Raw genomic sequence first — 24,751 nt, forward strand, 5'->3', positions numbered from 1 at the left:
GACGCTTCGGCGCGCGCGCAGGTCGCGACGGTTTCGCGCAGCGACGCGCGGCGCGCTTGCCTTGAATACAAAAAGAAAAGGAGGCCGAAGCCTCCTTGCAAATCGGCTTGCGCCGATAGATTTCGAGTTGTGGCATGGCCCCGGCTGGCACCGGGATGGCGGCAGCCTAACGCCGCGCCAAAGTTAATGCAACACCTGAAGTATTGTGATGTAACTTATTGATTATAAATAACTGTAAATCGCTTCGCCGGCTGAGATGGGCTCAGGGCGCCACATCCAGCGCGGCGCGCTTGGCCTGCCGGCGCGCTTCGCGCGGCTGGCTGTAGTCGTTGTTGAAGGTCATCGCTTCCCACGAGCCGTAGCTCGGGTTCGGCAGCATCCACCAGCGTTCGCCGAACCAGTCGTGGTACTGGCTCAGCAGCGCGTCGCGGCCTTCGGGCGTGTTGGCCACGACCTGGACGAAATCGCCGATCTGGTCGCCGAACTGCATCAGCACGCGGTACTGCTTGCCCGCCAGCAGGCGCCGGCAATTCTTCTCGCTGCCGTTCTGCTCGCAGCCTTCGACCACCGTGCCCAGGCCGAGGAAGACCGAGTCGTCGGCGACCGGTAGGCCGGCGCTGCGCAGGTTGGCCACGGTCGCGTCCTTCAGGTGCACGGCGCGGTTGGACAGGTACACGAGGGTGATGCCCTTGGCCTGCGCGGCCTTGGCGAAATCGACCACGCCCGGCAACGGCTTGGCCTTTTTCTCCGCGACCCAGGCGTCCCAGCTGACTTCGTCGTATTCCTTGCCGTCGCGCACCAGCCGCGCCTGGTAGGGCGAGTTGTCGAGCACGGTCTCGTCCACGTCCATCACCACCGCCGGCTTGAGGCCCTTGGCCGAGTTGCCGCGTTCTTCCGGCACCAGCGCGTCCCAGTTGGGCTGCTTGAGCGCGACGTCGAGCTTGTCCGCGGCGGCGCGGTAGATGGTTTCGGTGCTGGCGCGGTACTCGACCGAGCGCTGCATCCACAGCACCGCGTTGAGGTTGTCGTCGGCGCCGTCGCCGACCTTGGCCGCGGCCGGCGCGGCCGCGGGCTTGGTCTCGGCGACGGGCGCGGCGGCATCGGCGGGCCGGCCCGGCTGGGGTTTGCAGGCGCTCAGCGCGAGCGCGCAGGCCAGGGCGGTCAGAGACAGGGCGCGGATCTGCATGCGCGAGGGGTCCGTGGGAAAGGCGGGGAGTGTAGGCCGCGGCGCAAAAGCGTGTCGATTCTCGACCGTTCGTCGGAACCGGTTTGACGCGCGGGCCGGTGCGCCGTATATAGCCAACATGTTTTATAACTATTGAGTTATATATGCAGCCCGCCACCCGCCTCGACGCCACCTTCGCCGCCCTCGCCGATCCGACCCGGCGCGCGATCCTGGCCCGGCTCACCCTGGGCGAAGCCTCGGTCAACGAGCTCGCCGAGCCGTTCGCGATGAGCCAGCCGGCCATCTCCAAGCACCTCAAGGTGCTCGAAGGCGCCGGCCTGATCGTCCGCGGCCGCGACGCCCAGCGCCGTCCGTGCCGGCTTCAGGCGCAGGCGCTCGGCGACGCCAGCGCCTGGCTGGAGGAATACCGCCGTTTCTGGGAATCCAGCTTCAGCCAGCTCGACACCCTGCTCGAAGAAATGAAACGCGAGCGCGCCGCCGCGGCCAAACCCGCGCCCCGCCCGTCCACCGCCGCCAAGGCATCGGCCAAACCGGCCAAATCCGTCAAGAGGAAATCCCCATGAGCACCGACACCTTGAAGATCATCGCCCAGGGCGACCGCGAAATCGTCATCACCCGCGAGTTCGACGCTCCGCGCGAACTCGTGTTCGAAGCCTGGACCTCGCCGGCCCTGCTCAAGCGCTGGTTCGGCGTATTCGGCGGCTGGTCGCTGGATGTGTGCGACATCGACCTGCGCGCGGGCGGCGATTTCCGCTACCTGTGGATCAACGCCGAAGGCCGGCTGGAAATCCGCGGCAGCTATAGCGAAGTCGTCGCGCCCGAACGCATCGCCGGTGTCGAACGCTTCGTCGAGCCGTTCGCTTCCGAGGACGCCACCGGCACCACGGTGTTCAGCGAACGCGACGGCCGCACCTACCTGCGCAATACCGTGCGCTATCCCAGCCAGCAGGCGCGCGACGGCGCCCTGCAATCGCCGATGGAACACGGCATGCGCGCGAGCTACAACGCGCTCGACGAACTGTTGGCGAAGCAGCGCGCGACCGCGCCTTGACAGCGACGGGCCGTCCCGGCGAGGCGATCGCCGGGACCCGCCCGCTCAAGCGGTATGCGCGACGATCGCCTCGGTTATCGCCGGCCAATCGGCCGGATGCAGATCGTGTCCGCCGCCTTCCACGCGCAGCAATTTCGCGCCGTTGAGCGCCGCCACCAGCGCTTCGGCGTGGCCGATGGGGAAGATCGGGTCCGAGCTGCCGTGGATCGCCAGCACCGGCATTTTCAGTTCGCGCACGTGCCGGAACTGGGTGTCGTCGCCGTCCACCAACGCGAAATGATTGGTCGCGCTGGCGAAGTTGCGCGCGCGCGCGATGTCGCCGCGAACGAACTCCCGGGCCGCGGCGGCATCGTGCGGATGCCGGGTCGAGGCGACGGCGGCGACATCGCGGCTCACGTAGTCCAGGGCCGCGGCCGGATCGGACCAATTCACCGATTCGCCGGTCTCGCAGTGTTCGGCATAAGCCGCATCCATCGGCGGTAGGCCGTCGAGGCCGAGCGGCGAGGTGCCGACCAGACACAGGCTGAGGACGCGCTCGGGATGCGCCAACGCCGCGCGCTGAACGACCATTCCGCCCATCGACATGCCGACCAGATGCACCGCATCGAAGCCGTAGGCGTCGGCGATGAGGAACACGTCCTCGGCCAGATCCAGCATGCCGTAGTTCGGCTCGCCGGGCGGGCAGTTCGTGGACAGGCCGGTGTCGCGCTGGTCGTAGCGGATCACGTAGCGCCCGCTGCGCGCCAGCGCTTCGCACAAGCCCTGCGGCCACCACAGCATCGACGCCATCATCCCCATCACCAGCAGCACCGGCGGATGCGTGGGATCGCCGAAGGCTTGCGTGTGAAGCTCGACGTGCTCGCTGCTGACAATTTTAAGCGTCATTACCCATTCCTGTGATCGTACAGTCGGGGAATGTCAGCCTCATGCACCGAATAAGCAATAGCGGCGTGCAGGCAACCGTTGATATCGCTGCTTATTTGTCTTTACGCGGCGAATGGGCGATGCATTCGAGCTCGACCTTCGCGCCGAACGCCAGGCCCGATGCCGCCAACGCGCTGCGCGCCGGGAACGGCGCGCTGAAATGCTTGCGATAGACCTCGTTGAAGGCCGGCCAGTCGCCGATGTCGGCCAGGAACACCGTGCACTTGACGACATCGCGCATCGACGCGCCGTGGCGCTCGAGTACCTCGCGCACATTGTTCAAGGTCTGCTCGGCCTCGCCGCGGATGCCGCCCTGCGCCAAGGCGTTGTTCTTGCCTGGCACGGTGCCGATCTGGCCCGACAGGAACAGCAGGTCGCCGCTGCGCACCGCTTCGGAGAACGGCAGCTTGGCCATCTCCGGGTCGGGCGAATTCAGGAATTCGGGCTTGCTCGCCGCGCCGGCGAAGGCGGCATTCGCGAGCAGCAGGCACAGCAGCGGAAGCGATCGGACCGGACGCATGGCAATCTCCGTCATCGACGATGAAGTGCCGCGATCATCGACCCGCCCCGCTCCGCTGGCAAGGACGCAGCGCCCAGTGCCGGCAGATAACCGGCGTCAGCCGCGTTCGCGCCGATAACGCCAGAAGTCGCGCGGCCGCCCGTCCACCACGCGCAGGGCGCGCATCAGTTCGACCGGCCGGAAGCCGCTTTTCTCCAGCACGCGCATGCTCGCCGTGTTGCTGTCGAGGGCGTAGGCGTCGATGCGCGCGTAGTCGCGCTCGGCGAACGCCCATTGCGCGACCGCGTCGCAGGCTTCGCTGGCGATGCCCAGGCCCCAATGCGCCGGATGCAGGTTGTAGGCCATCTCGCCGCCGCGCGGCGCGGTCCAGACGGTGTGGAAGCCGACCGTGCCGATCAGTTCGTCCAGGTCGTCTACGATCGCGAACAGCGCGGCGGCGTCGCGATTGAACGGATTGGACGCGGCGATCTGCGGATACAGGACTTGCAGGCCATCGAGCGTCCAACTGGTGTGTTCGACCGCGCCCGGCATCGACAGATACTCGAACCACGCCGGCGCATCGCTCATCGCGATCGGCCGCAGATGCAGGCCGACGCGATGCAGCTGCGGCATCATGCCGGCGCGACGGCGGCCGGCACCGGCGCGATCTGCAGCGAGACCTGCTTGGCGCCGCCTGCCACCCACTGGGTGCCGACTTCGCCGAAGCCGTAGCGCGCGTGGAAGCGGCTGGACGCTTCGTTGAAGGGCACGATGTAGAACTCGCAGGCGATCTGGGCGAAGCCGCGCTCGCGCGCGAAGGCGAACAGGTCGTCGTAGAGCAGTCCGCCGAGTTTGCGGCCGCGATGGCTGGCGGCCACGGCGATGCGATCGACGTACAAGAACCGCGGATAGTGCTGAGTGAACCAGACGTAGTTGGGGCTGTCGTAATCGGCGCCTTCGCGGAACGCCAGCAGGAAGGCGACGATGTCCTCGCCGTCGCAGGCGACGCGGTGATAGACCGATTCGCGATCGAGCGCGGCCAGGCGCTGCGCGTCGAGCGGGCTCATCAGCGCTTCGGATTCCAGGTTCAGCGCGAGGACCGCCGGGTAGTCGGCGGCGGTGACGTTGCGGATGCTCAGGCTCATGCCGGAAGTATGCGCGAATCCGCCGACCGCGGCGGCGTCGCGGCCCGAGCCGCGCGCCGCGGCGCTCAGGTCGGCGTGCCGACCTCGTCCCAATCCTGTTCGTCGAAGCGCAGCAACCAGTTCAAGGCGTAATGGCGTTCGTAGACCACGCTCGGATGCAGGCCGATCGGCGGATCGCGCTCGTCCAGGCGCGCCTGCCGCACCAGCCAGTGGCGCCGGTACACGGCGTCGAGCGCGTCGAGCAATTCCGCCACCGGCCGCAGCCGCGCGCTCGCGATCGATGCCTCGTCGGAGTGTTCGATCGCCGCCCGCGCGATCGCGCCGGCGTCGCAGATCGCGGTCGGCGGCGGCAGCGCCTCGCTCAGGCCCAGCGCCCATTGCAGCAGCGCCGCGCTTTCGTAGCGCCAGCCGTGATTGGCCCAGGTTTCCTCGTCGGGCGCGTCGGTGTCGATGAAGGCGCGCTCGGCCGGGGTCAATGCGGCGACGCCGGGGCCGAGCTTGGCCTGGATGTCGTCCACCGACAGCGGCTGCGAACTCAGCGATTCGGCGCGCACCGCGACCGCGCACAGCGCGAGCATGCGGCGCATGGCTTCTTCCGCTGAACGCAGGCGCACCTCGCCTTCGCCGAGCACCGGCGGCAGGTGCGCGGGCGGCTGCGCGCCGAGCAGCTTGAGTTCGGCCTCGCTGCGCTGCTTGCGTTCGCGCGCGTCGGGCGGATACGGCAGGGTGGCGTCGGCTTCCACCGCGGGCTCGCCGCGGCTGACCAGGACGTTGCCGGCGGCGTCGCGCACGCTGCCGTCGGGCAGGAAGCACAGCACATTGGCGGCCTCGCCCCAGGCGGCGAGCGCGTCGAAATCGCGGTCTTCGACTTCGAAGCTGTAGTGGGTCTGCACGCGTTGCAGGTGGCGCAGCACGCCGAAGGTGCGCGCGTCCATGCCTTCGGTGACGGTGCTCAGCACGTAGCCGACGAAGCCTTGCAGATGCGGCACCAGTTCCGGATCGCTGCGATCGCGGAGGGACGGCGCGGCGCGCAGGAATTCCGGCGGCGGCGGCGAGGCGAGCGTGGAGTAGGCGTTGATCAGCAGGGACATGGCGTTGCGCGATCGGGGGACGTGGGGCAAGCCTAGCCGATTCGGGCGGCGGGGTCGTGGCGGAGGGGTTGCGGTTTACGTTGGCTGTGGGGCAAATCCCCCGGCGCAGCTAGTGGCATCGCTTGCTTGGGGTTGCGCAGGCGCCAGCCCCCTTTTTCAAAGGGGGCGCATTGTCTGGGGGTGTTGGGATGGTGCTGCTGCGCTGGCTGTTGGGGGCAAATCCCCCGGCGCAGAGAGTGGTGTTGCTTGCTTGGGGTTGCGCAGGCGCCCGCCCCCTTTTTAAAAGGGGGCGCATTGTCCAGGTGTTGTGAGGATGCTTCCGGCTGAGGATGCTTCGGCTGTCGCTGAGAACGCTGTTGCTGTTCCCCCCTTTGAAAAAGGGGGGCAGGGGGGATTCGCTTTTGCTCCCCGCCTTACCCTTCCAACAACGCCTTGATCGCCGCAAACCCCGCCGTAGCCCGCTCATGTTTGCGCGCCGCATCGGCCACCGGGTCGGCGCCGTCGCGCTGCAGTTCGGCCGCCGGCAGTTCGTCGATGAAACGGCTGGGCTTGAGCCGAATACGCTCGCCCCAACGCTGCGTTTCGCGCGAATGCGACAGATACAGCGCTTCCTTGGCGCGGGTGATACCCACGTACATCAGCCGGCGCTCTTCGTCCAAACGGCCTTCGTCGAGGCTGGCATCGTGCGGCAGGTTGCCGTCTTCCACGCCGACGATGAACACGTAACGGTATTCCAGCCCCTTCGCCGCGTGCAGGCTCATCAACCGCACCTGATTGCCGGCCTCGCCCTTGTCGGCATGCGACAGCAGCGCCAGCTGCGCGGCCAGTTCCCCCGGGCCCGAGCCCTTGCCGCCGTCGAACCAACCCGACAGCTCGGCCAGGTTTTCCTTGCGCCGCTGATAACTGGCTTCGTCCTTGCACTGCGCGCGGATCGAAGCGAGCAAACCGCTGCGCTCGGCCAGCACGTCCACAAGCTCAGCCGGGCTGATGCGCTGGGCCTCATCGCGCAACGAACGCACGATCTGCACGAAGCCATCCAGCGCGTTGCCGGCTCGCGGCGTGAGTTGCTTGATCGCGTTGATCGACTCGGCCATGCGCGACATCGGCAGATGCGCGTGCTGGGCCATTTCCGCCAGCTTGGCCAAGGTGGTGGCGCCGATCTCGCGCTTGGGCGAGGTCACCGCGCGCAGGAAGGCGGCATCGTCGTCGGGGTTGGCGATCAGGCGCAGCCACGACAGCGCGTCCTTGACCTCATGCCGCTCCAGGAAGGCGGTGCCGCCGCTGAGGTGATACGGCACGCGCAGTAGCTGCAGCGCCTTTTCCAGCACGCGGCTTTGATGATTGCCGCGGAACAGAATGCAGAAATCCAGCCACGGCGCTTCGTTCTTCTGCGCCAGGAACTGGATTTCGCTGGCGACCTTCTCCGCCTCGTGCGCGCTGTCGCGGCATTCCCACACGCGGATGCGTTCGCCGTCGGCCTGGTCGCTCCACAGCGTCTTGGGATGCTCGTGCGGGTTGTTGGCGATCAGCGCGTTGGCCGCGCGCAGCACGCGGTTGCTGCAGCGGTAGTTCTGTTCGAGCTTGACGATCTGCAGGCTCGGATAGTCCTTGCCCAGCTCCAGCAGATTGTCCGGATTGGCGCCGCGCCAGGCGTAGATCGACTGGTCGTCGTCGCCCACGCAGGTGAACAACCCGCTCGGGCCGGCGATGGCCTTGAGCAGGCGGTACTGGGCGTCGTTGGTGTCCTGGCACTCGTCCACCAGCAGATAGCCGATGCGCTCGCGCCAGGCCAGCTGCACCTCGCTGTCGGCTTCCAGCAATTGCACCGGCAGGCGGATCAGGTCGTCGAAATCCACCGCGTTGAAGGTGGTCAGGCGCGCCTGATACATCTCGTACATGGTCGCCGCCTCGATCTCGCGCGGGCTGCGCGATTGCGCCAGCGCCTGCTGCGGCGACAGGCCGGCGTTCTTCGCGCGCGAAATCAGGTTGCGCATGTCGTCGAGCACGTCGGGCTTGGTGCCGGCCGGCAGCAGGTCCTTGATCTGGGCGTTGCTGTCGTCGCTGTCGAACACGCTGAAGCCGCGGCGCAGGCCGAGCTTGGCGTGCTCGATCTGCAGAAACTTCAATCCCAGCGCGTGGAAGGTGCAGATGGTCAGACCGTCGGCGGCGTCGCCGCGGATGCGCTTGGCCACGCGCTCGCGCATTTCCTTCGCGGATTTGTTCGTGAAGGTGATCGCGGCGATGCGCTTGGCCGGCATCCGGCCCGAGGCGATCAGGTGGGCGATCTTCTCGACGATCACGCGGGTCTTGCCGCTGCCCGCGCCGGCGAGCACGAGCAGGGGGCCATCGGTGTGCAGGACGGCGGCGCGTTGGGGGGGATTGAGGCCGTGCATGGAAAGCTGAGTCGTCGGCGGGGCCGGTTCGGCCGGACAGTCTAACCGCCACGCCGCCGCAGCTGGGGTAGGCTAGGCCGGCAGCGCCCGGACGGTGCCGGGCGGTCGGAGCGGGCCATGAAACCGGGTTTCGTACTGATGCTGATCGGGGCCGGCGCCTGCGCCGCGCCGAGCGTCCACGCCAGCGCGCCGCCCGCGCCGCAGGCCGGCGCCCCGGCCGCGACCGCGGAGCAACTGGCCACGGCCGAGACCGACCACATCCATCTGCAGGAATTCGACGCGCGCCAGCGCTTCGCCGCCAACCATCCCAACGAACTGCACCGGCTGTACGGCTCGGAAGCCGCCGGCAAGGGCCAGTGGGGCGACGCCGCGGTGCAGTTCCGTCGCGCCGCGCGCTATGCCGACAAGTATTCGCAGCACCGGCTGAGCCTGATGTACTGGCACGGCCTGGGCGTGCCCAAGGACCCCGCGCTGGCCTATGCCTGGGCCGACCTGGCGGCCGAGCGCCTGTATCCGCAGTTCGTGCTGATCCGGGAAAAGATGTGGCAGGAAATGGACGAGGCCGAACGCGCGCGAGCGCTGCGCGAAGGCGGCGCGCTGTTCGACGAATACGCCGACGCGGTCGCCAAGCCGCGTTTCGAACGCGCCGTGGCCCGCGCCCGCGCCAACATGACCGGCAGCCGCGCCGGCGCCACCAGCGGCCCGCTGATGGTGTTCGCCACCCGCGACGGCGATCTGCAAGGATCGAACTTCATCGACCTCAAGCCGATGTACGCCGGCTGGCGCCTGGACCCCAAGCGCTACTGGGCGGTCGAGGACGTGGTCTGGCAGCAGGGCGGCAATGTCGAGGTCGGGCCGCTGGATACCTTGATCGACCAGGGCCGTCCGTAAGCCGCCTGCGCGCCTGAACAGGGCGGCGAAAAGTCGCGCGAATCGCACAGGTTTTTCCCACGCCGAAGTCAGGCGCGAGGCCGCGCGCGCTGGTACCCTGCGCCGCGAACGCGCTGGCAGCGCATACCCCAGGAGAGACGACGCCATGACGGCACCGCATCGCCATTCGATATCCCTCGCGCTCGCGGCCGCGCTGGCCGCCGCCTGCGCCGGCGCGCACGGCCAGAGCACCACGCCGGCCGGCTCGGACCCGGCCGAAGACCCGTTCATGGCCGAAGTCGGCTACATGGAGCTGCATCCGGACGTGGAGTACCGCCAGCTCGCCATGCAGTCGCACCGCCGCGGCCATTACCAGACCGCGCTGGAACATTTCCGCCGCGCCGGCTTCTTCGGCGACAAGCCCTCGCAGGGCCTGGCCGCGGAGATGTACTGGAAGGGCGAAGGCACGCCGGTCGATCGCGCGCTGGCCTATGTGTGGATGGACATGGCCGCCGAGCGCGGCTACCGCGACCTGGTCTCGCTGCGCGAGCGCTATTGGGCGGCTATGACGCCCGAGGAGCGCAAGCGCGCGCTGGAACTGGGCCCGGCGCTGTACAAGGTCTACGGCGACCCGACCGTCAAGCCGCGCTACGAGCGCCGGCTGACGCGCCTGCGCAACCAGATCACCGGCAGCCACATCGGCGTGGACATCGGCGTCGGCGCGAGCACCGGCAACGAGGGCATGTTCCAGGAACAGAGCAAGGTCGGCGGCCTCTACGCCCGCGCCAACTGGGACGCCAAGCAGTACTGGACCCGCCAGGACAGCTTCTGGCAGCGGCGCTTCGGCGGCACGGTCAACGTCGGCGACATCGAAACCCTGAGCCAGGGCGAGCCGGGCGCGGAAAAACTCCAGCCCGCGCCCGAAGCGGAGGCGAAACCCGCGCCGAAACCGGCGCCCGAACCGACGCCCTGACCCGGCGCGGCGACGGGAACGGCGCGCCACGCCCGGACCGCAATCGGCCCCGCGTCAAGTCTGTAGCGCCGCGCCCGCGCGGCCTACACTTCGTCCATGGCCAAGCTCTATTTCTATTATTCGGCGATGAACGCCGGCAAGACCACGACGCTGCTGCAGTCGGCGCACAACTATCAAGAGCGCGGCATGCGCGTGGCGATCCTGACCCCGCGCCTGGACGACCGCGCCGGCGCCGGCACGGTCGCCTCGCGCATCGGCCTGCGCGCCGACGCGGTCGCCTTCGATCGCGACACCGACCTGGAGACGCTGATCCACGCCGACATCGCCGCGCGCGGCGCGCTGCATTGCGTGTTGGTGGACGAGGCCCAGTTCATGAGCCGTTCGCAGGTGTGGCAGCTCAGCGAGATCGTCGACAACTTGCGCATCCCGGTGCTGTGCTACGGCCTGCGCACGGATTTTCGCGGCGAGTTGTTCGAAGGCAGCCAGTACCTGCTGGCCTGGGCCGATGAACTGACCGAGATCAAAACCATCTGCCATTCCGGCAAGAAAGCGACCATGACCGTGCGCGTGGACGAAGCCGGCCGCGCGGTCCAGGACGGGCCGCAGGTGGAGATCGGCGGCAACGACCGCTACGTTTCGGTGTCGCGCGCGGAGTACAAGAAAGTCATGCGCGGCGAAGGGACGATCGAGCCGTTGCAGCAGAACTTGCCGTTGTCGAACTGAGGACCTCGCGCCCGCATGAGGTCTTTTGTAGGAGGGGCTTCAGCCCCGATGCTTTTCTTTCAGCTCAGGTCTGGGTTGCACGCGGCGATCTGAGACGAAAGCATCGGGGCTGAAGCCCCTCCTACAAAAGACTTCGGGCTACGCGGGCATTACGCCAACGCCGAGCGGAAGAATTCGTCCAATCGCTCGCCGCGCCCGGCGCCCGCCGGCAACTGCGGCTGCAAGGCCTGCATCCGCTCGATCTCGGCTTCGAGAAAATCGCTGATCGCCGCGATCCGCGGCCCGGCCGCGACTTCGGCGCTCAGGCGCTTGCGCACCAGCAGCGCGTCGATCGCCTCGCGCACCGGGCCTTGCGGCAGCAGCCGCTCCAGCAAATCCTCGAAAGCCATCGGCGGCGCGCCGTCTTCGCGCTCGATCCATTGGCAGGCCAGCACTGGCCGTAGCACATACAGGTATTTCTTGGTGCGGATCTGCTCGCCGCCCAGATGGCCACGGAAGGTGCCGCGCGCGAGGCTGAAATAGTGGTGCCAGGCGGCGATCGGCGAATAGAACTCCTCCGCCAGCGCGCGCAGGCCGGCGCTGAGTGCCGGGTCTTGCCGATAGACGATCGGCGAGCGCAACCACTCCAACAGGGTGGGATTGGATTTCGACAACAACCGCAGTGTCTTGCGCAGATCCCAGCCGCTCACATCCAGATCGCTCTCGATCGGCAGCTCGATCACATCGCGCTGCGGCTCGCCCACGCCGGTGCGCTCGTTGACGGTCAAATACCACGGCTGCTTGTGCACGTAGACGAAGCGCGCGTCGTAGTCGCTGTCGGGCGAGGAGAAGCCCCAGCCGCGGCTGCCCGATTCGCAGGCGTAGACGATGCGCACCTCGTGCTCGCGCTCGATCGCCGCCAACGCGTCGAGCACCGCCCGGCGCTTGGCGTCGGACACCGGGTGGATATCGTGCGCGGGGGCGAGGTCGGACATGGCGGCGATGCGGGTGCGGGGCCGACAGTGTAGCGGCGCGCCGCCGCTTCATTCTCGCCTCACCCGGGGCCGTCATTGTCCGTGCCCGCTGTCGTATCGTTGCCGACACCGCCCATCGACCGATCCGCCCATGCCGCCGATACAGACCGACCGCCTCGTGCTCAACGAACTCACCGCCGACGACGCCGGCTTCATTCTCGAACTGCTCAACGAGCCGTCCTTCATCGACAACATCGGCGACCGCGGCGTGCGCGATCTCGACGGCGCGGTGCGCTACATCCTCGACGGCCCGGTGCAGAGCTACGCGCGCAACGGCTACGGCCTGTGGCGGGTAGACCTGCGCGACAGCGGCGAGGCGATCGGCATGTGCGGCCTGCTCAAGCGCGACACCCTGCCCGACCCCGACCTGGGCTACGCCTTCCTGCCGCGGCACTGGTCGCGCGGCTACGCGGTCGAGTCCGGCACGGCGGTGCTGCAGCACGCGCGCGACGCGCTGGCGCTGCCGCGGGTGCTGGCGATCACCGACCCCGACAACCAGTCCTCGATCAAGGTGCTGCAGCGGCTGGGCCTGCGCTTCGAACGCATGGTGCGCATCGGCGAGGAAGACCTGCGCCTGTTCTCGACCGAACCAGGGGAATAAGCCGCCGATGCGCCGGTTTAGCCTGCACTGCCTGCTGCTCCTGATCCTCGCCTGCGGCGGTTGCGCGGGCGCACAGCCGCCGCTGCGCGACGGCGACCTGATCTTCCAGACCTCGCGCTCGGCGCAGAGCCTGGCGATCCAGCGCGCGACCGGCTCGCGCTACAGCCATATGGGCGTGATCCTGCATCAGGGCGGCAAGCCCTGGGTGTACGAGGCGACCGGCCCGACCGTGTACGCGCCGCTGCGCAGCTGGATCGCGCGCGGCGAAGGCGGCCATTACGTGGTCAAGCGCCTGCGCGCGCCCTTGAACGCGCAGCAGCAGGCGCGGCTGCGCAAACAGGCCGACGCTTTCAGCGGCCGCGCCTACGATCTGAGCTTCGAGTGGTCGGACGACCGCATGTATTGCTCCGAACTGGCCTGGAAGATGTACGACCGCGCGCTGGGGATCAAGATCGGCGCCTTGCAACGGCTGGGCGATTTCAAGCTCGACGATCCGGCGGTGAAGGCCAAGCTGCGCGAACGCTACGGCGGCAAGGTGCCGTTGAACGAACCGGTGATCTCGCCGGCGGCGATGTACGACTCGCCGCTGCTGGTGACCGTGGTTTCGGATTGAGCCGCGCACGCCAGCAGCGAAATCTTTTGTGGGAGGGGCTTCAGCCCCGATGCTTTTCGCTCAGCCCAGGTTGGACCGCGGCGATCTGAGCGAAAAGCATCGGGGCTGAAGCCCCTCCTACAAAAGCCTAGGCGCCCCTGCGCCAGACCAGGCAGCGATTGTTCGCCGGCATCGCCACATCCTCGATCAGGCGCAAACCGATCCCGGCCGCCAGCGCATCCACGGCTTCGAAATCGCGCACGCCCGACACCGGGTCGCGCGCTTTCAGCCAGCCATCGAACTCGCGATCGCTGTCGCTGCTGAACTGCCCGCCGTAATTGAACGGCCCATAGACCACGACCGTCGCCTCGGCCGCCAGCGCCGTGTCCAGCCCGGCGAAAAACCCCTCGACCTGCGGCCAGCCCATGATGTGCAGAGTGTTGGCGCTGAACGCCGCATCGAACCCGGATGCATCCGCGGCCGGAGCCGGCATGAACCCCGCGACCGGCGCCGCCACCGCTTCCAGTTCCAGCGGCGGCGGCGTATTCGCCAGCGCCGCCTCTTCGAGCCAAAGCCCGATGCCAGGCAAGTATTCGGCGCGATCCGCGCATTGCCAGCTCAGCCACGGCATCGCCGCGGCGAAATGCACCGCGTGCTGGCCGGTGCCGCTGCCGACCTCCAGCACCTTGCGACGATCGACGAAACGTTCGCGCAGCACCGCCAGGATCGGCTCGCGATTGCGCTCGCACGAAGGCGAATAGGGTTTCATCGCGCGGTGGACTCCTGTGGGTGAGCGATCGTACCCTCGGCGCGGCGCGCGTCAGATCAAGCCGCCGCGCGAACCATCATCGGCGACTTCCGCCCCGGCGGGCCAGGCTCAAGCCGCCTGCGCCGCCGCGAACGCCAGGCCCGAGACCACGCCCAGCGACGGATCGCCCGCCACCAGCCGCGCCTGCGGGAAACAGCGCTGCACCGCCTCGCGCACATACGGCGCGCGCGACATGCCGCCGGTCAGGAACACCGCGCTCGGCGCCTCGCCCAGGCGCGCGTCGATTTCGGCGCCGACCTCGCGCAACAAATCGGACACGAAGCCCAGGAACGGCCCGGCCGATTCGCCCAGGTCGCGCGCGCTGGTCGCCAGCGCCAGGCCCGGCTCGATATAGCCCAGCTCGGCGCGATGATCCTCGCGCGTGCTCAATTCGATCTTGGCCGATTCCACCGCGCGGCTCAGGCGCGTGGTGTTGCCCGGCTGCTGCAGCGCGATCAGGCGCGGGCCGAACGGCTCGGCGACTTCGCGATAGGCGTCGCGGCGCTGGAAATCGCGCTGGCGCACCACGTCGTGCACGGTCGCGGCCTCGACGAAGTGATGCGCCGGCACCCGCGTCACCGCCTTGCCGAACAGCGGCATGAAGCGCGACAGGCTCAGCGACAAGTCCACGTCGACGCCGCCGCGGGCGATGCCCCACGAGCCGAGCACGACCGGCGCGTCCGCGCCGCCGACTTCGGCCAGGGTGATGTCGGTGGTGCCGCCGCCGATGTCCACCACCAGGGTGCGATGCCGCTGCGCGCTCTGGGCGTGATAGCCCAGCGCCGCGGCGACCGGTTCTTCGAGAAAGCTGACTTCGTCGAACCCGGCGCCGGCCGCGGCCTCGGTCAGGATCGCCAGCGCCTGATCGCCGCCGGCATCGCCCATCGAGCTGCGGAACTGCACCGGCCGGCCGAGCACGGCCGAGCGCACGTTGATGCCGAGCTGCTGGCTGGCGCTCAGGCGGATGTGTTCGAGGATGTAGCCGGCGATGCCGACGATGGTCTGGCGCACGTGCGGCGCCAGCTGATAGCCCAGCATCGACTTGGGCGACTGCACCAGATTGCCGAAGCCCTCCGTCAGATAGGCCTCGACCGCGTCCTCGCCGTACACCGCGTTCTGCAGCGAGGCCGCCGAGGCGCGCGCTTCGCGCACTTGTTCTTCCAGCCATTGCCGGCGCACGGCGCGGATGGCGTCGCGGCGCAGGTCGGTCTCCGAACGCGACGCGGGCGTGGCGATCAAGGCCAGCGCCGCCTCGCGCTGATCGGCGGGCAGGCGCGCGGCCTGTTCGCGGCGCGCGGCCTGGGCCTCGTTGGCGGCGCGGGTGTGCTGGGCGCGGGCGCTGCGCACCAGGGCATCGACCTGGGCTTCGAGCGCGTCGGTCAGCTCGAACTGGCTCGGATCGGGCACCGCCTCGGGGAAATACACGGTGGTGCGGAACTGCTGTTCCTCGCCGAAGCGCACGGTGCGCACACGGCCGTCGATCACCGCGGCGGCGGCGGAATAGCTGGTGCCGAAATCGATACCGATCTTCATGACGCCGGGTCTGGTTCGCGGCGCGCAAGAATACCCGCTGCGGGGCGATGCGACCTGAATTTCCGTAGGCCGCGGGCGTTTTCGCCGCCTGGGCCTTCGCGCGGGCAATGCGCGAAAGCAGACTCGGCAAAGCCGATTCCCGATTCCCGATTCCCGATTCCCGATTCCCGATTCCCGATTCCCGATTCCCGATTCCCGATTCCCGATTCCCGATTCCCGATTCCCGATTCCCGATTCCCGATTCCCACCGCCACGCCGCCGTCTCACACGCTGAGATCAGCGTCGCGTACAACGAGACTCCACCCGCTCAAGCCGCGCCATGTCCGCTCTGATCGACCCGTCCTCGCGCGACCTCGTCCCGTCCGCCGCCGGCGCCCGCGCGCTGGCGCGCAGCGACAACGAAGAAGCCATCGACGCACGCCACGGCGGCGCCCTGGCCGAGCGCCTGCAGCGCCGCTACCGCGACCGCATCACCGGCCACTTCACCCTGCCCGGCCGCGAAGGCCGCTACGCGCCGCTGCCGGAAGACCTGCCCGAATCGCTGAAGGCCGCGTTGCGCGCGCGCGGCATCGAGCGGCTCTACAGCCATCAGGCCGAAGCCTGGGAGGCGGCCCAGGCCGGCGAACACGTGGCCGTGGTCACTCCCACCGCCTCGGGCAAATCGCTGTGCTACACCCTGCCGGTGGTGGCCGCGGCGATGACCTCCGGCGCCAAGGCGCTGTACCTGTTTCCGACCAAGGCGCTGGCGCAGGATCAGGTGGCCGAGTTGCTGGAACTCAACCGCGCCGGCGATCTGGGCGTCAAAGCCTTCACCTTCGACGGCGACACCCCCGGCGATGCGCGCCAGGCGATCCGCCTGCACGGCGACATCGTCGTGTCCAACCCGGACATGCTGCATCAGGCGATCCTGCCGCATCACACCAAGTGGGCGCAGTTCTTCGAGAACCTGCGCTACGTCGTCATCGACGAAATCCACACCTACCGCGGCGTGTTCGGCAGCCACGTCGCCGGCGTGCTGCGGCGCTTGCGGCGCATCTGCGCGTTCTACGGGGTCAAGCCGCAATTCATCCTGTGCTCGGCGACGATCGGCAATCCCAAGGCGCACGCCGAGGCGCTGATCGAACAACCGGTGCGCGCGATCCTCGACTCCGGCGCGCCCACCGGCGACAAGCACGTGCTGCTGTGGAACCCGCCGGTGGTCAACGCCGACCTGGGCCTGCGCGCCTCGGCGCGATCGCAGAGCAACCGCATCGCCCGCATCGCGATCAAGGCCGGCCTGAAGACGCTGGTGTTCGCCCAGACCCGCTTGATGGTCGAGGTGCTCACCAAATATCTGAAGGACGTGTTCGATCACGACCCGCGCAAGCCCGCGCGCATTCGCGCCTACCGCGGCGGCTATCTGCCGAGCGAGCGGCGCGAAGCCGAACGGGCGATGCGCGACGGCCGCATCGACGGCATCGTCTCGACCTCGGCGCTGGAACTCGGCGTTGACATCGGCAGCCTGGATGTCGTGGTGCTCAACGGCTATCCCGGCTCGGTCGCGGCGACCTGGCAACGCTTCGGCCGCGCCGGCCGCCGCCAGCAGCCGTCGCTGGGGGTGATGGTCGCCAGTTCGCAGCCGCTCGATCAATACGTGGTGCGGCATCCGGATTTCTTCGCCGACGCCTCGCCCGAGCACGCGCGGATCGCGCCGGACCAGCCGCTGATCCTGTTCGACCACATCCGCTGCGCCGCCTTCGAGCTGCCGTTCCAGCACGGCGAGAGCTTCGGCCCGATCGATCCGGACGTGTTCCTGCAGGCGCTGGCCGAAACCGGCGTGGTCCATCGCGAGGGCGAGCGCTGGGAGTGGATCGCCGACAGCTATCCGGCCAATGCGGTGAGCCTGCGCTCGGTCGCCGACGGCAACTTCGTCGTGGTCGATCGCAGCGGCGGGCGCCAGTCGATCATCGCCGAAGTCGATTACTCCGCCGCCGCGCTGACCTTGTACGAAGGCGCCATCCACATGATCCAGTCGGTGCCGTATCAGGTCGAGCGGCTGGACTGGGAAGGGCGCAAGGCCTACGTCACCCGCACCCACGTCGATTACTACACCGACTCGATCGACTACACCAAGCTCAAGGTGCTCGAACGCTTCGACGGCGGCCCGGCCGGGCGCGGCGACAGCCATCACGGCGAAGTGCACGTGGTGCGGCGCGTCGCCGGCTACAAGAAGATCCGTTACTACACCCACGAGAGCATCGGCTACGGGCCGGTCAACCTGCCCGATCAGGAATTACACACCACCGCGCTGTGGTGGCAATTGCCGCAGGGCGTGCTGCTGTCGCGGTTTGAATCCAAGCAAGAGGCGCTGGACGGTTTTCTCGGCGCCGCGCATGCGCTGCACATCGTCGCCACGGTGGCGGTGATGGCCGATGCGCGCGATCTGCAGAAATCGGTCGGCAACGGCGACGGCGCCTGGTTCGCGACGCAGGACGCGGACGGCCGCGGCCAGTTGCGCGGCGGCGAGCACGATCCACCGCACGGCGGCGCACTGTCGATGCTGGAAGTGCAGCAGTTCGTGCCGACCGTGTACCTGTACGACAATTTCCCCGGCGGCGTGGGGCTCAGCGAGCCGTTGTGGTTGCGTCAGGCCGAATTGGTGACGCGTTCGCGCGAACTGATCGAGCGCTGCGATTGCCGCGCCGGCTGCCCAGCTTGCGTCGGGCCGGTGCTGGCATCGGACGAAGAGCGTGGCGCGGCGACGCCGAAATCACTGGCGCTGCGGGTGTTGCAGTTGCTCGAAGACGAAGCGGCATGACGGTCAGTCTTGCCAAGTTGCGGGCGTTGCAGCGGCAGGCCGGGCGGGTCGAGGCTTCGCCTGCGGCTGAGGAAAGAGCAAATCTCCCCCAGCCCCTCTTTTCCAAAGAGGGGAGACAAGCGGATGCGTCGCGCTCCACCGTCGTGCCCACTGCCGATGCAGCGAACACCGGGACGCACGCCCCTGACGCCGACGAATGCACTCCCCTCTTTGGAAAAGAGGGGTTGGGGGAGATTCGCTCTCCCCGCCCCGACCTGGACGCCCTGCGTCGCCTGATCGCACAACGCGAACGCAAGCCTGCCGCCGCGCCATCGCTGACCACGCCCAAAGCGTCATCGCCGCTCGCCCGCCTGCCCGCCGACCGCTCACTCCCCGGCGAACAGATCGCCCCGGGCCTGCACCTGATCCAGGCGCACCTGCCCATGCCGGCGCCGGCCGCGGCCTTGTCGCTGGCCTTCGCCAAGCGCCCCGACGACGCGCTCGATCCGCGCCGCCTGCTGTTCTTCGACACCGAAACCACCGGCCTGGCCGGCGGCACCGGCACCCGCGCTTTCATGATCGGCGCGGCCGATTGGCATCGCGACCCGCACCACGGCGACGGCCTGCGCATCCGCCAGCTGATGATCTCGACCCTCTCCGCCGAGCCGGCGATGCTGCGCGCGTTCGCGCAATGGCTCGCACCCGACACCGTGCTGTCGAGCTACAACGGCCGCTGCTACGACACCCCGCTGCTCAACACGCGCTATCGATTGGCGCGTATCGCCAATCCGCTGAGCGGGCTCGATCACGTCGATCTGCTGTTCCCGGCGCGGCGCATGTACCGCGGCGTGTGGGAAAACTGCCGGCTGGCGACGATGGAACGCGAGCTGCTGCGGATCGTGCGCGAGGACGACCTGCCCGGCTCGCAGGCGCCGGCGGCGTGGCTGCATTACCTGCGCGGCGGCTCCTCGTCGCTGCTGCGGCGCGTGGTCGCGCACAATCATCAGGACGTGGCGACATTGGCGCAGCTGATGCTCAGGCTGATCCAGACCCACGACGAGCGCGCGTTGTCTTCCGCGTAGCCGCCGCGCGCGACGCGACCGCGGTATCGCCGCCACGACGTCATGGTCGCGATCGCCGCCACACCCGGCATGAACGCATCGCGCATCGCGCCCGATCGCGACCGTCGCCCTGTCGCATCGCCCCGCTACACTGCGCGCCCCGGCCTTCATGCGCCGCACACGCCGCCGCCCGCAGGCTCGCGGCACCGATCTGACGAGCATCGCCAGGAGCATCGCCATGTCCCCCAACGCCTTCATCCGCACCACCCTGCCCGTCGCCGCGCTGAGCCTCGTCCTGGCCGCCTGCGCCACGCCGATTCCGCCGACCAACATCAGCCCCGCCGCCTGCAACGCCGAAGCTGCGCGCTGGGCGATCGGCCGCGCGCCCGACGAGGCCACGGTCGAACGCGCCCGCAGCGAAACCGGCAGCAAGTCGGTGCGCGTGCTCAAGCCCGGCACGGCGGCGACGATGGATTTCCGGCCCGACCGCTTGAACATCGACGTTAACGATCGCGGCGCCATCACCGGTCTGCGCTGCGGCTAAGCGGCTGTCGATCCGGCCGGCGGCGACAGCGTTCGTCGCCGGTCCGATCCGACCACTACCGCGCCGCGCCTTGTTGCAGCGCGGCAGCAATGAGGTTCGTGCACGCGATCGCGACCGCGCCCCTGTGCGCACAGTCCCGAAACCGCGCACCGGTCCGTCGCGTTAACCTGCGACACAGCCGCGACAGCGCAGGCTCGCCGCATCGCGCCGAGCGCGCACCCGCGAAGGAGATCGCCATGCCGAACCGAAACGACGCATCGCATCCGCTGCACCGCCTGATGCCCATGGCCGTGCTGGCGCTGGCCCTGTCGCTGGCGCTGAGCGCCTGCGCCAGCCCGCGCCCCGCCGCCGACATGGCCAGCTCGGCCGAGCCAGCCGCCGCCGCCGGGCAACCGGCTTCCGAACCCGCCACGCCTACGCAGCCCACTCCCATGCCCGCAGCACCGACCTGCAACGCCGAAGCGGCCAAATCCGCGATCGGCAAGACCGCCGACGCCGCCACCGTCGAACGCGCCCGCACCGCCGCCGGCGGCCACACCGTGCGCGTGCTCAAGCCCGGGCAGATCATCACGAAGGAATACATGGACGGCCGGGTCAACGTGCACGTCGATGAGAAGAACGTGATCGTCGATGTGGGTTGCGGCTGAGGCTTCGCTCTCATCGTCATGTCCGGCGCGGCAACCCGCTTGCCGCGCCGCAGTTCGAACGCGTGAAGCGGCGCGACCGAGCCGCCAGCGACGCATTGACCTAAACTGATCCGGCTTGTCGCACCCGGAGCTTTGCCATGCGCGTGTCCCCCCGCTACCTCTGGCTCGCGATAGCGATCCTGGCGATCGGCGTGTTGTATTGGAACGGATCGGCGCGCCACGGCGGCGATCGCACCGCGCAGGTGTCCGCTCCCGTCGCCGACGCTAACCTGCCCCGCGGCGAAGGCGATACCCGCACGCCCCGCGGCAACTCGGCCAACCACTATCCCGACTTCCTGCCGAGCCAGGCCCACGATGTGCTGCGCCGCATCGCCGCCGGCGGCCCGTTCGACCATCGCCAGGACGGCAGCGTGTTCCAGAACCGCGAGAACCGCCTGCCCCGGCAGCCGCGCGGCTATTACCACGAGTACACAGTGGAAACGCCCGGCTCGGACGATCGCGGCGCGCGCCGCATCGTCACCGGCGGCGATCCGCCGCGCGAGTACTACTACAGCGACGATCACTACCGCAGCTTCCAACGCTTCGATGTGCCGAACGAAGGAGCCGCGCGATGAGCCCGGTCGATCCGCGCGAACTGCTCGCCGATCCGGCCCAGGCCGGCGCGTACTTCATCGATGCGCGCGACGCGCGCGCCCTGGCCGACGCCGCGGCCGACCTCGACTACGCGGTGGCGCGGGCCGATTTCGCCGGCTGCGCGGGCAAGGACGAGGCCCTGCAGCGGATCGCGCGCGCGCTGCGGTTTCCGGAATGGTTCGGCGGCAACTGGGACGCGCTCAACGACAGCGTCAACGATCTGTCGTGGTGGCCGGCGCCGGGTTATCTGCTGCTGATCGAACACGCCGGCACGTGGCAGTCGCAGTACGCCGACGAGGCGACGATCCTGGTCGAAATCCTCAACGACGCCGCGCAGGACTGGGCCAAGGCGCGGGTCGCGTTCTGGGCGCTGCTGCCGTTGCCGGCGGCCGATCTGGCGAAGATGGCGCCGTAACCGCGGTTCGCCGTCGCGGCGATTCGCGGCGCAGCCGCATCAAGCCCCGTTGCGCCGCGACTGCTTGAGAAACCGCAACGCCGCGCGTTCCCACTGCAATTCGCCGCGCGCATCCTGGGCGTAGCGGCCCAGGCGCCTTTCGCGCCAACCGGCGAACACGGCCGGATCGATATACGCCTTGCGGCAGACCGACGGCGTGTTGCGCAATGCGCGCGCGACCTCGCCGATCACTGCGTTCTGCAGCGAGGCCAATGCGCGTTCGCTCGGCGCGCCGCCGCGCGCGGGCGGCGGCAACCGCAGATGGGCCAGCTGACGGAACGCCGCCAAGGTCCCACCCCAGGTGCGGAAATCCTTCGCGGTGAAATCCGCGCCCATGGCCTCGTGCAGGTAGGCGTTGACCGCGCCGGAATCCACCGGCTGTACGCGGCAATCGTCGTCGCGGTATTGGAACAGCGCCTGCCCCGGCAATTGCTGGCAGGCGCGGACCAGCCGCGTCAGCCTGGCGTTGTCGAGTTCGACATCGTGCGCTTGCCCGCCCTTGCCGCGGAAACGAAAGCGCGCGCGGCCGCCGCGCATGAATTCGACATGACGGTTGCGCAGCGTGGTCAGGCCGAAGGAGCGATTGCTGCGCGCGTATTCGTCGTTGCCGATGCGCAGCAGGGTTTGCGCCATCACCGCCACCACCATCGCCAGCACCTTCTCGCGCGGAAAACCCGGCAACTTGAGATCGCGCCGTACCCGCCGGCGCAGCGTCGGCAGCGCGCGGCCGAAGGCGATCACGCGCTCGAACTTGCCTTCGTCGCGGACCGAACGCCACTGCGGGTGATAGCGATACTGCTTGCGCCCGCGCGCATCGCGGCCGGTCGCCTGCAGATGGCCGCGCGCGTCGGTGCAGATCCACACCTCGGTGTAGGCCGGCGGAATCGCCAGCGCGCGGATGCGTTCGAGCGTCTTGGCCGCGCGCACCGGTTTGCCGCGCGCGTCGCGATAAGCGAAACCGCGGCCGGCACGACGGCGGGCGATGCCGGGCTCGCCGTCGTTGACATAACGCAGACCCGCCGCGCGCGCGGCGCGGCGATTGGTCGCGGCGGGAACGTCAGCTCCGGTGCGCTCGCTCATGCCCCAGCAATACGGGCGGCGACGTCAAGAGCGCGGCAAGAAAGCGCGCGCGGCCGGATGCGGTTCAGCGGCCGCCGTCGTCCTTCTTCTTCTTGAAATCGACCGGCTCGCCCTTGTCGTCGCCGCGCACCGCTTCGACCTTGCGCTCGCACCAGCCCGGCGGCGACTCGCCGGGGCGCGACGGGCCGCTGGCGCATTCGGGCCGCGCATCGACGGCGGCGTTGGTGTCGCGGTACTCCAGGCCGCCGCAGGCGCTCAGCGCCGCGGCGACCGCGATCGAAACGATGACTGCACGCATGCGGATGCTCCTGTCTGCTTCACCGCGACGATGCCGCGCCGATCCGGCCCGCACCTGTGCCATCGGTCAGGTGGGGACCGCGACGGTTCAGACCGCCGCTTCGGCCTCGGCCACGGCGGCGACCGGCACCACCGCCGGCGTGCGCGCGTAACGCCAGGCGATCAACAAGCCCACGAACAGCAGAGTCGCGGCGATGAACCACGGCGCGCCCGGCAGGTGGATCGGCGAGCTCTTGCCGATGAAGTAGCCGAAGCTGCCGGCGAAGATCGCCGGGCCCAGCACGCCGGCCAGCGAGATCAGGCTCATCAGCGAACCCTGGATGCGGCCCTGCACTTCCGGACCGACCTGACGCGTGACCAGCGCCTGCGTGGCCGGCGCGGCCATCGCCCACAAGGCGCTGATCGGCAGGCCGAGCAGGAAATACAGCCCGGTGTCGGACAGCCCGTAGATGACGAAGCCGATCACGCCGCAGCTCAGGCCGATCAGCAGCGTGCGCCGTTCGCCGACCTTGGCCACCATGCGGCCGATCACGAAGACGTTGACGATGATGTTGCACACGCCCACCACCAGCAGCACCCAGCCGACTTCGCGCAGGCCCCAGTGGTACTGGTAGTCGGCGAACAGCACGAAGATGCTCGGATACACGTAGTGCGCCATGTTGGCGATGAACACCACCGCGGCCAGGCCGAACACCTGCGGGTAGCGCTTGAGCAGCACCAGCGCGCCGAACGGATTGGCGTGGGCCCAGTCGAAGCGCTTGCTGCGCCGCTCCGGCGGCAGCGATTCGGGCAGCACGAACAGGCCGTAGAGGAAGTTCAGCAGCGCCAGGCTGGCGGAGAACCAGAACGGCAGGCGCAGGTCGATCTCGCCCAGGTAGGCGCCGATCACCGGCCCGACCACGAAGCCCAGGCCGAACGCCGCGCCGATCAGGCCGAAGCTCTTGGCTCGCTGTTCGGGCGGGGTGATGTCGGCGATGTAGGCGTTAGCGGTGGTGAAGCTGGCCGCGGTGATGCCGGAGATGATCCGCCCGATCAGCAGCAGCGGCAGGGTGTTGACCACCGCCATCAGCAGGAAGTCCAGGCCCAGCCCCAGGCACGACAGCAGGATCACCGGGCGCCGCCCGAAGCGGTCCGACAGGCTGCCCTGGATCGGCGAGAACACGAACTGGACCAGCGCGAACACCGTGCCGAACAGGCCGACCCACCACGCCGCCACGGCGGTGTCGCCGTTGACGAAGTTTTCGATCAGGTGCGGCAGCACCGGAATGATCAGGCCGAACGACAGCACGTCGATCAGGACGGTGATGAAGATGAAAACGAGCGCAGCACGACGCGCGCCCGAGGCGGGAGCGGAAGCAGAGGTCATGGAAGTAGGCGGCCGGCCTGGAGGATCCGATCGGCGCAGTCTAGCGCGCGAACCCCCGTCCGCCATGGACGATTGTCATCCCGCGATGGTTTCCGACGTTACCAATTGCCCCGCGAAGCATATATTTTTCCTGTCGGATCATTTGCTTACGAAATCGCATGTGAGCGCGCACGCTCACAAAGCCGTGCCAGCGCAAGAGCCGCAATTCCCGTGCCCCAGGGTGAATTGCCGCATCGCACAATTTGTGCTTTAGTCGGAACACGCTCGGTTATTACACCGCCGGTGCAGGAGAAATCCCGCGCCAGTGGCGGACTCGCCTTGCGCGACGGCAAAACGACACAGCGATATCGCGACCACGACTCGCGTTGGAGAGCATTACGTCGAAGCCGATCTCCACGGTCGCCGCATCAGGGGATGCGCGGCCGCGGAACCCATGAGAGAGGCGCGACACAGGCAAGGCCACAACGCGAAGGCGGTAGCGAGCTAGCGAT

The 24,751-nt window shown here is 68.6% G+C and carries 25 protein-coding genes and 2 pseudogenes; 13 read left to right on the plus strand and 14 right to left on the minus strand.

What is annotated here, in order from left to right:
* Positions 1–262: 262 nt before the first annotated feature.
* Positions 263–1,186, minus strand: coding sequence for a 5'-nucleotidase, lipoprotein e(P4) family (locus AB4Y92_RS20420; protein WP_441821331.1), 924 nt, complete (start codon positions 1,184–1,186; stop codon positions 263–265).
* Between the two features lie 143 nt (positions 1,187–1,329).
* On the opposite strand from AB4Y92_RS20420, the gene AB4Y92_RS20425 reads away from it, so the two are divergent.
* Positions 1,330–1,749 (plus strand): ArsR/SmtB family transcription factor, encoded by a 420-nt coding sequence (locus tag AB4Y92_RS20425; protein ID WP_441821332.1) that lies wholly within the window; start codon positions 1,330–1,332, stop codon positions 1,747–1,749.
* On the plus strand, positions 1,746–2,237 hold the full coding sequence (locus AB4Y92_RS20430; protein ID WP_441821333.1) for an SRPBCC family protein: 492 nt from the start codon (positions 1,746–1,748) through the stop codon (positions 2,235–2,237). The genes AB4Y92_RS20425 and AB4Y92_RS20430 overlap by 4 nt, the downstream gene beginning before the upstream one ends.
* 45 nt (positions 2,238–2,282) lie before the next feature.
* On the opposite strand, the gene AB4Y92_RS20435 is transcribed toward AB4Y92_RS20430, so the two are convergent.
* From AB4Y92_RS20435 to AB4Y92_RS20460, 6 genes are all read right to left on the minus strand, one after another.
* A complete protein-coding gene (locus tag AB4Y92_RS20435) occupies positions 2,283–3,122 on the minus strand; it encodes an alpha/beta fold hydrolase (protein ID WP_441821334.1) in 840 nt (279 codons plus the stop codon).
* Between the two features lie 91 nt (positions 3,123–3,213).
* Positions 3,214–3,681, minus strand: coding sequence for a RidA family protein (locus AB4Y92_RS20440; RefSeq protein ID WP_441821335.1), 468 nt, complete (start codon positions 3,679–3,681; stop codon positions 3,214–3,216).
* A gap of 96 nt (positions 3,682–3,777) precedes the next feature.
* On the minus strand, positions 3,778–4,296 hold the full coding sequence (locus AB4Y92_RS20445) for a GNAT family N-acetyltransferase (RefSeq protein ID WP_441821336.1): 519 nt from the start codon (positions 4,294–4,296) through the stop codon (positions 3,778–3,780).
* The gene (locus AB4Y92_RS20450) at positions 4,293–4,898 is read right to left on the minus strand and encodes a GNAT family N-acetyltransferase (protein ID WP_441821337.1); all 606 of its coding nucleotides are present in this window, start codon (positions 4,896–4,898) and stop codon (positions 4,293–4,295) included. The genes AB4Y92_RS20445 and AB4Y92_RS20450 overlap by 4 nt, the downstream gene beginning before the upstream one ends.
* Positions 4,871–5,896 (minus strand): DUF4272 domain-containing protein, encoded by a 1,026-nt coding sequence (locus tag AB4Y92_RS20455; RefSeq protein ID WP_441821338.1) that lies wholly within the window; start codon positions 5,894–5,896, stop codon positions 4,871–4,873. Before AB4Y92_RS20455 ends, AB4Y92_RS20450 begins: the two co-directional genes overlap by 28 nt.
* 413 nt (positions 5,897–6,309) lie before the next feature.
* Positions 6,310–8,289 carry a UvrD-helicase domain-containing protein gene (locus tag AB4Y92_RS20460; RefSeq protein WP_441821339.1) on the minus strand — a complete coding sequence of 660 codons (1,980 nt, stop codon included), beginning with the start codon at positions 8,287–8,289 and terminating at the stop codon, positions 6,310–6,312.
* Between the two features lie 117 nt (positions 8,290–8,406).
* Here AB4Y92_RS20460 and AB4Y92_RS20465 point away from each other — a divergent pair, with 117 nt between their 5' ends.
* The 3 genes from AB4Y92_RS20465 to AB4Y92_RS20475 all read left to right on the plus strand — a co-directional run bounded on the left by AB4Y92_RS20465 (position 8,407) and on the right by AB4Y92_RS20475 (position 10,855).
* Positions 8,407–9,180, plus strand: coding sequence for a hypothetical protein (locus tag AB4Y92_RS20465; protein ID WP_441821340.1), 774 nt, complete (start codon positions 8,407–8,409; stop codon positions 9,178–9,180).
* A gap of 145 nt (positions 9,181–9,325) precedes the next feature.
* Positions 9,326–10,132, plus strand: a complete 807-nt coding sequence (locus AB4Y92_RS20470) for a hypothetical protein (RefSeq protein ID WP_441821341.1) — start codon at positions 9,326–9,328, stop codon at positions 10,130–10,132.
* Between the two features lie 96 nt (positions 10,133–10,228).
* Positions 10,229–10,855 (plus strand): thymidine kinase, encoded by a 627-nt coding sequence (locus tag AB4Y92_RS20475; protein ID WP_441821342.1) that lies wholly within the window; start codon positions 10,229–10,231, stop codon positions 10,853–10,855.
* 149 nt (positions 10,856–11,004) lie between these two features.
* On the opposite strand, the gene AB4Y92_RS20480 is transcribed toward AB4Y92_RS20475, so the two are convergent.
* The gene (locus AB4Y92_RS20480) at positions 11,005–11,829 is read right to left on the minus strand and encodes a nucleotidyltransferase domain-containing protein (protein ID WP_441821343.1); all 825 of its coding nucleotides are present in this window, start codon (positions 11,827–11,829) and stop codon (positions 11,005–11,007) included.
* A gap of 130 nt (positions 11,830–11,959) precedes the next feature.
* On the opposite strand from AB4Y92_RS20480, the gene AB4Y92_RS20485 reads away from it, so the two are divergent.
* Together AB4Y92_RS20485 and AB4Y92_RS20490 are read left to right on the plus strand one after the other, a co-directional pair.
* Positions 11,960–12,469, plus strand: a complete 510-nt coding sequence (locus tag AB4Y92_RS20485; RefSeq protein WP_441821344.1) for a GNAT family N-acetyltransferase — start codon at positions 11,960–11,962, stop codon at positions 12,467–12,469.
* A gap of 7 nt (positions 12,470–12,476) precedes the next feature.
* Entirely contained in the window at positions 12,477–13,082 is a 606-nt protein-coding gene (locus tag AB4Y92_RS20490; RefSeq protein WP_441821345.1) for a YiiX family permuted papain-like enzyme, read from the plus strand.
* 40 nt (positions 13,083–13,122) lie between these two features.
* Here AB4Y92_RS20490 and AB4Y92_RS20495 read toward each other — a convergent pair.
* The 3 genes and pseudogenes from AB4Y92_RS20495 to AB4Y92_RS20505 form a co-directional block, all read right to left on the minus strand.
* A pseudogene (locus tag AB4Y92_RS20495) lies at positions 13,123–13,203 on the minus strand (DUF6053 domain-containing protein); the annotation flags it as partial.
* 6 nt (positions 13,204–13,209) lie between these two features.
* Positions 13,210–13,830: a DUF938 domain-containing protein gene (locus tag AB4Y92_RS20500; RefSeq protein WP_441821346.1), complete on the minus strand. Its 621-nt coding sequence runs from the start codon at positions 13,828–13,830 to the stop codon at positions 13,210–13,212.
* Between the two features lie 108 nt (positions 13,831–13,938).
* Positions 13,939–15,402 carry an Hsp70 family protein gene (locus AB4Y92_RS20505; protein WP_441821347.1) on the minus strand — a complete coding sequence of 488 codons (1,464 nt, stop codon included), beginning with the start codon at positions 15,400–15,402 and terminating at the stop codon, positions 13,939–13,941.
* A gap of 319 nt (positions 15,403–15,721) precedes the next feature.
* On the opposite strand from AB4Y92_RS20505, the gene AB4Y92_RS20510 reads away from it, so the two are divergent.
* The 6 genes and pseudogenes from AB4Y92_RS20510 to AB4Y92_RS20535 all read left to right on the plus strand — a co-directional run bounded on the left by AB4Y92_RS20510 (position 15,722) and on the right by AB4Y92_RS20535 (position 21,478).
* Positions 15,722–18,199, plus strand: coding sequence for a DEAD/DEAH box helicase (locus tag AB4Y92_RS20510; protein WP_441821348.1), 2,478 nt, complete (start codon positions 15,722–15,724; stop codon positions 18,197–18,199).
* A gap of 21 nt (positions 18,200–18,220) precedes the next feature.
* A pseudogene (locus AB4Y92_RS20515) lies at positions 18,221–19,260 on the plus strand (ribonuclease H-like domain-containing protein); the annotation flags it as partial.
* Positions 19,261–19,477: 217 nt separating this feature from the next.
* Positions 19,478–19,783, plus strand: coding sequence for an I78 family peptidase inhibitor (locus AB4Y92_RS20520; RefSeq protein WP_441821349.1), 306 nt, complete (start codon positions 19,478–19,480; stop codon positions 19,781–19,783).
* A gap of 236 nt (positions 19,784–20,019) precedes the next feature.
* Positions 20,020–20,430 carry an I78 family peptidase inhibitor gene (locus AB4Y92_RS20525; protein ID WP_441821350.1) on the plus strand — a complete coding sequence of 137 codons (411 nt, stop codon included), beginning with the start codon at positions 20,020–20,022 and terminating at the stop codon, positions 20,428–20,430.
* Between the two features lie 137 nt (positions 20,431–20,567).
* Positions 20,568–21,044, plus strand: a complete 477-nt coding sequence (locus AB4Y92_RS20530; protein ID WP_441821351.1) for a ribonuclease domain-containing protein — start codon at positions 20,568–20,570, stop codon at positions 21,042–21,044.
* Positions 21,041–21,478 (plus strand): barstar family protein, encoded by a 438-nt coding sequence (locus AB4Y92_RS20535; protein WP_441821352.1) that lies wholly within the window; start codon positions 21,041–21,043, stop codon positions 21,476–21,478. The genes AB4Y92_RS20530 and AB4Y92_RS20535 overlap by 4 nt, the downstream gene beginning before the upstream one ends.
* Before the next feature lie 39 nt (positions 21,479–21,517).
* On the opposite strand, the gene AB4Y92_RS20540 is transcribed toward AB4Y92_RS20535, so the two are convergent.
* The 3 genes from AB4Y92_RS20540 to AB4Y92_RS20550 form a co-directional block, all read right to left on the minus strand.
* Positions 21,518–22,597: a DNA topoisomerase IB gene (locus AB4Y92_RS20540; protein WP_441821353.1), complete on the minus strand. Its 1,080-nt coding sequence runs from the start codon at positions 22,595–22,597 to the stop codon at positions 21,518–21,520.
* A 64-nt stretch (positions 22,598–22,661) separates the two neighbouring features.
* A complete protein-coding gene (locus tag AB4Y92_RS20545) occupies positions 22,662–22,895 on the minus strand; it encodes a hypothetical protein (RefSeq protein ID WP_441821354.1) in 234 nt (77 codons plus the stop codon).
* Between the two features lie 87 nt (positions 22,896–22,982).
* Positions 22,983–24,260 carry a TCR/Tet family MFS transporter gene (locus AB4Y92_RS20550; RefSeq protein WP_441821355.1) on the minus strand — a complete coding sequence of 426 codons (1,278 nt, stop codon included), beginning with the start codon at positions 24,258–24,260 and terminating at the stop codon, positions 22,983–22,985.
* Between the last annotated feature and the right edge of the window lie 491 nt (positions 24,261–24,751).

This window comes from Lysobacter sp. TAB13, assembly GCF_052113885.1.
Classification (GTDB): domain Bacteria; phylum Pseudomonadota; class Gammaproteobacteria; order Xanthomonadales; family Xanthomonadaceae; genus Lysobacter; species Lysobacter gummosus.

Excerpts from the sequence above, each read along its gene's own strand:
- AB4Y92_RS20545 (WP_441821354.1), bottom strand. The coding sequence starts at position 22,895 with ATGCGTGCAGTCATCGTTTCGATCGCGGTCGCCGCGGCGCTGAGCGCC.
- AB4Y92_RS20455 (WP_441821338.1), bottom strand. The coding sequence starts at position 5,896 with ATGTCCCTGCTGATCAACGCCTACTCCACGCTCGCCTCGCCGCCGCCG.
- AB4Y92_RS20445 (WP_441821336.1), bottom strand. The coding sequence starts at position 4,296 with ATGATGCCGCAGCTGCATCGCGTCGGCCTGCATCTGCGGCCGATCGCG.
- AB4Y92_RS20435 (WP_441821334.1), bottom strand. The coding sequence starts at position 3,122 with ATGACGCTTAAAATTGTCAGCAGCGAGCACGTCGAGCTTCACACGCAA.
- AB4Y92_RS20440 (WP_441821335.1), bottom strand. The coding sequence starts at position 3,681 with ATGCGTCCGGTCCGATCGCTTCCGCTGCTGTGCCTGCTGCTCGCGAAT.
- AB4Y92_RS20535 (WP_441821352.1), top strand. The coding sequence starts at position 21,041 with ATGAGCCCGGTCGATCCGCGCGAACTGCTCGCCGATCCGGCCCAGGCC.
- AB4Y92_RS20465 (WP_441821340.1), top strand. The coding sequence starts at position 8,407 with ATGAAACCGGGTTTCGTACTGATGCTGATCGGGGCCGGCGCCTGCGCC.
- AB4Y92_RS20425 (WP_441821332.1), top strand. The coding sequence starts at position 1,330 with ATGCAGCCCGCCACCCGCCTCGACGCCACCTTCGCCGCCCTCGCCGAT.
- AB4Y92_RS20480 (WP_441821343.1), bottom strand. The coding sequence starts at position 11,829 with ATGTCCGACCTCGCCCCCGCGCACGATATCCACCCGGTGTCCGACGCC.
- AB4Y92_RS20490 (WP_441821345.1), top strand. The coding sequence starts at position 12,477 with ATGCGCCGGTTTAGCCTGCACTGCCTGCTGCTCCTGATCCTCGCCTGC.
- AB4Y92_RS20530 (WP_441821351.1), top strand. The coding sequence starts at position 20,568 with ATGCGCGTGTCCCCCCGCTACCTCTGGCTCGCGATAGCGATCCTGGCG.
- AB4Y92_RS20475 (WP_441821342.1), top strand. The coding sequence starts at position 10,229 with ATGGCCAAGCTCTATTTCTATTATTCGGCGATGAACGCCGGCAAGACC.
- AB4Y92_RS20525 (WP_441821350.1), top strand. The coding sequence starts at position 20,020 with ATGCCGAACCGAAACGACGCATCGCATCCGCTGCACCGCCTGATGCCC.
- AB4Y92_RS20470 (WP_441821341.1), top strand. The coding sequence starts at position 9,326 with ATGACGGCACCGCATCGCCATTCGATATCCCTCGCGCTCGCGGCCGCG.
- AB4Y92_RS20500 (WP_441821346.1), bottom strand. The coding sequence starts at position 13,830 with ATGAAACCCTATTCGCCTTCGTGCGAGCGCAATCGCGAGCCGATCCTG.
- AB4Y92_RS20430 (WP_441821333.1), top strand. The coding sequence starts at position 1,746 with ATGAGCACCGACACCTTGAAGATCATCGCCCAGGGCGACCGCGAAATC.
- AB4Y92_RS20510 (WP_441821348.1), top strand. The coding sequence starts at position 15,722 with ATGTCCGCTCTGATCGACCCGTCCTCGCGCGACCTCGTCCCGTCCGCC.
- AB4Y92_RS20485 (WP_441821344.1), top strand. The coding sequence starts at position 11,960 with ATGCCGCCGATACAGACCGACCGCCTCGTGCTCAACGAACTCACCGCC.
- AB4Y92_RS20505 (WP_441821347.1), bottom strand. The coding sequence starts at position 15,402 with ATGAAGATCGGTATCGATTTCGGCACCAGCTATTCCGCCGCCGCCGCG.
- AB4Y92_RS20460 (WP_441821339.1), bottom strand. The coding sequence starts at position 8,289 with ATGCACGGCCTCAATCCCCCCCAACGCGCCGCCGTCCTGCACACCGAT.
- AB4Y92_RS20540 (WP_441821353.1), bottom strand. The coding sequence starts at position 22,597 with ATGAGCGAGCGCACCGGAGCTGACGTTCCCGCCGCGACCAATCGCCGC.
- AB4Y92_RS20550 (WP_441821355.1), bottom strand. The coding sequence starts at position 24,260 with ATGACCTCTGCTTCCGCTCCCGCCTCGGGCGCGCGTCGTGCTGCGCTC.
- AB4Y92_RS20420 (WP_441821331.1), bottom strand. The coding sequence starts at position 1,186 with ATGCAGATCCGCGCCCTGTCTCTGACCGCCCTGGCCTGCGCGCTCGCG.
- AB4Y92_RS20520 (WP_441821349.1), top strand. The coding sequence starts at position 19,478 with ATGTCCCCCAACGCCTTCATCCGCACCACCCTGCCCGTCGCCGCGCTG.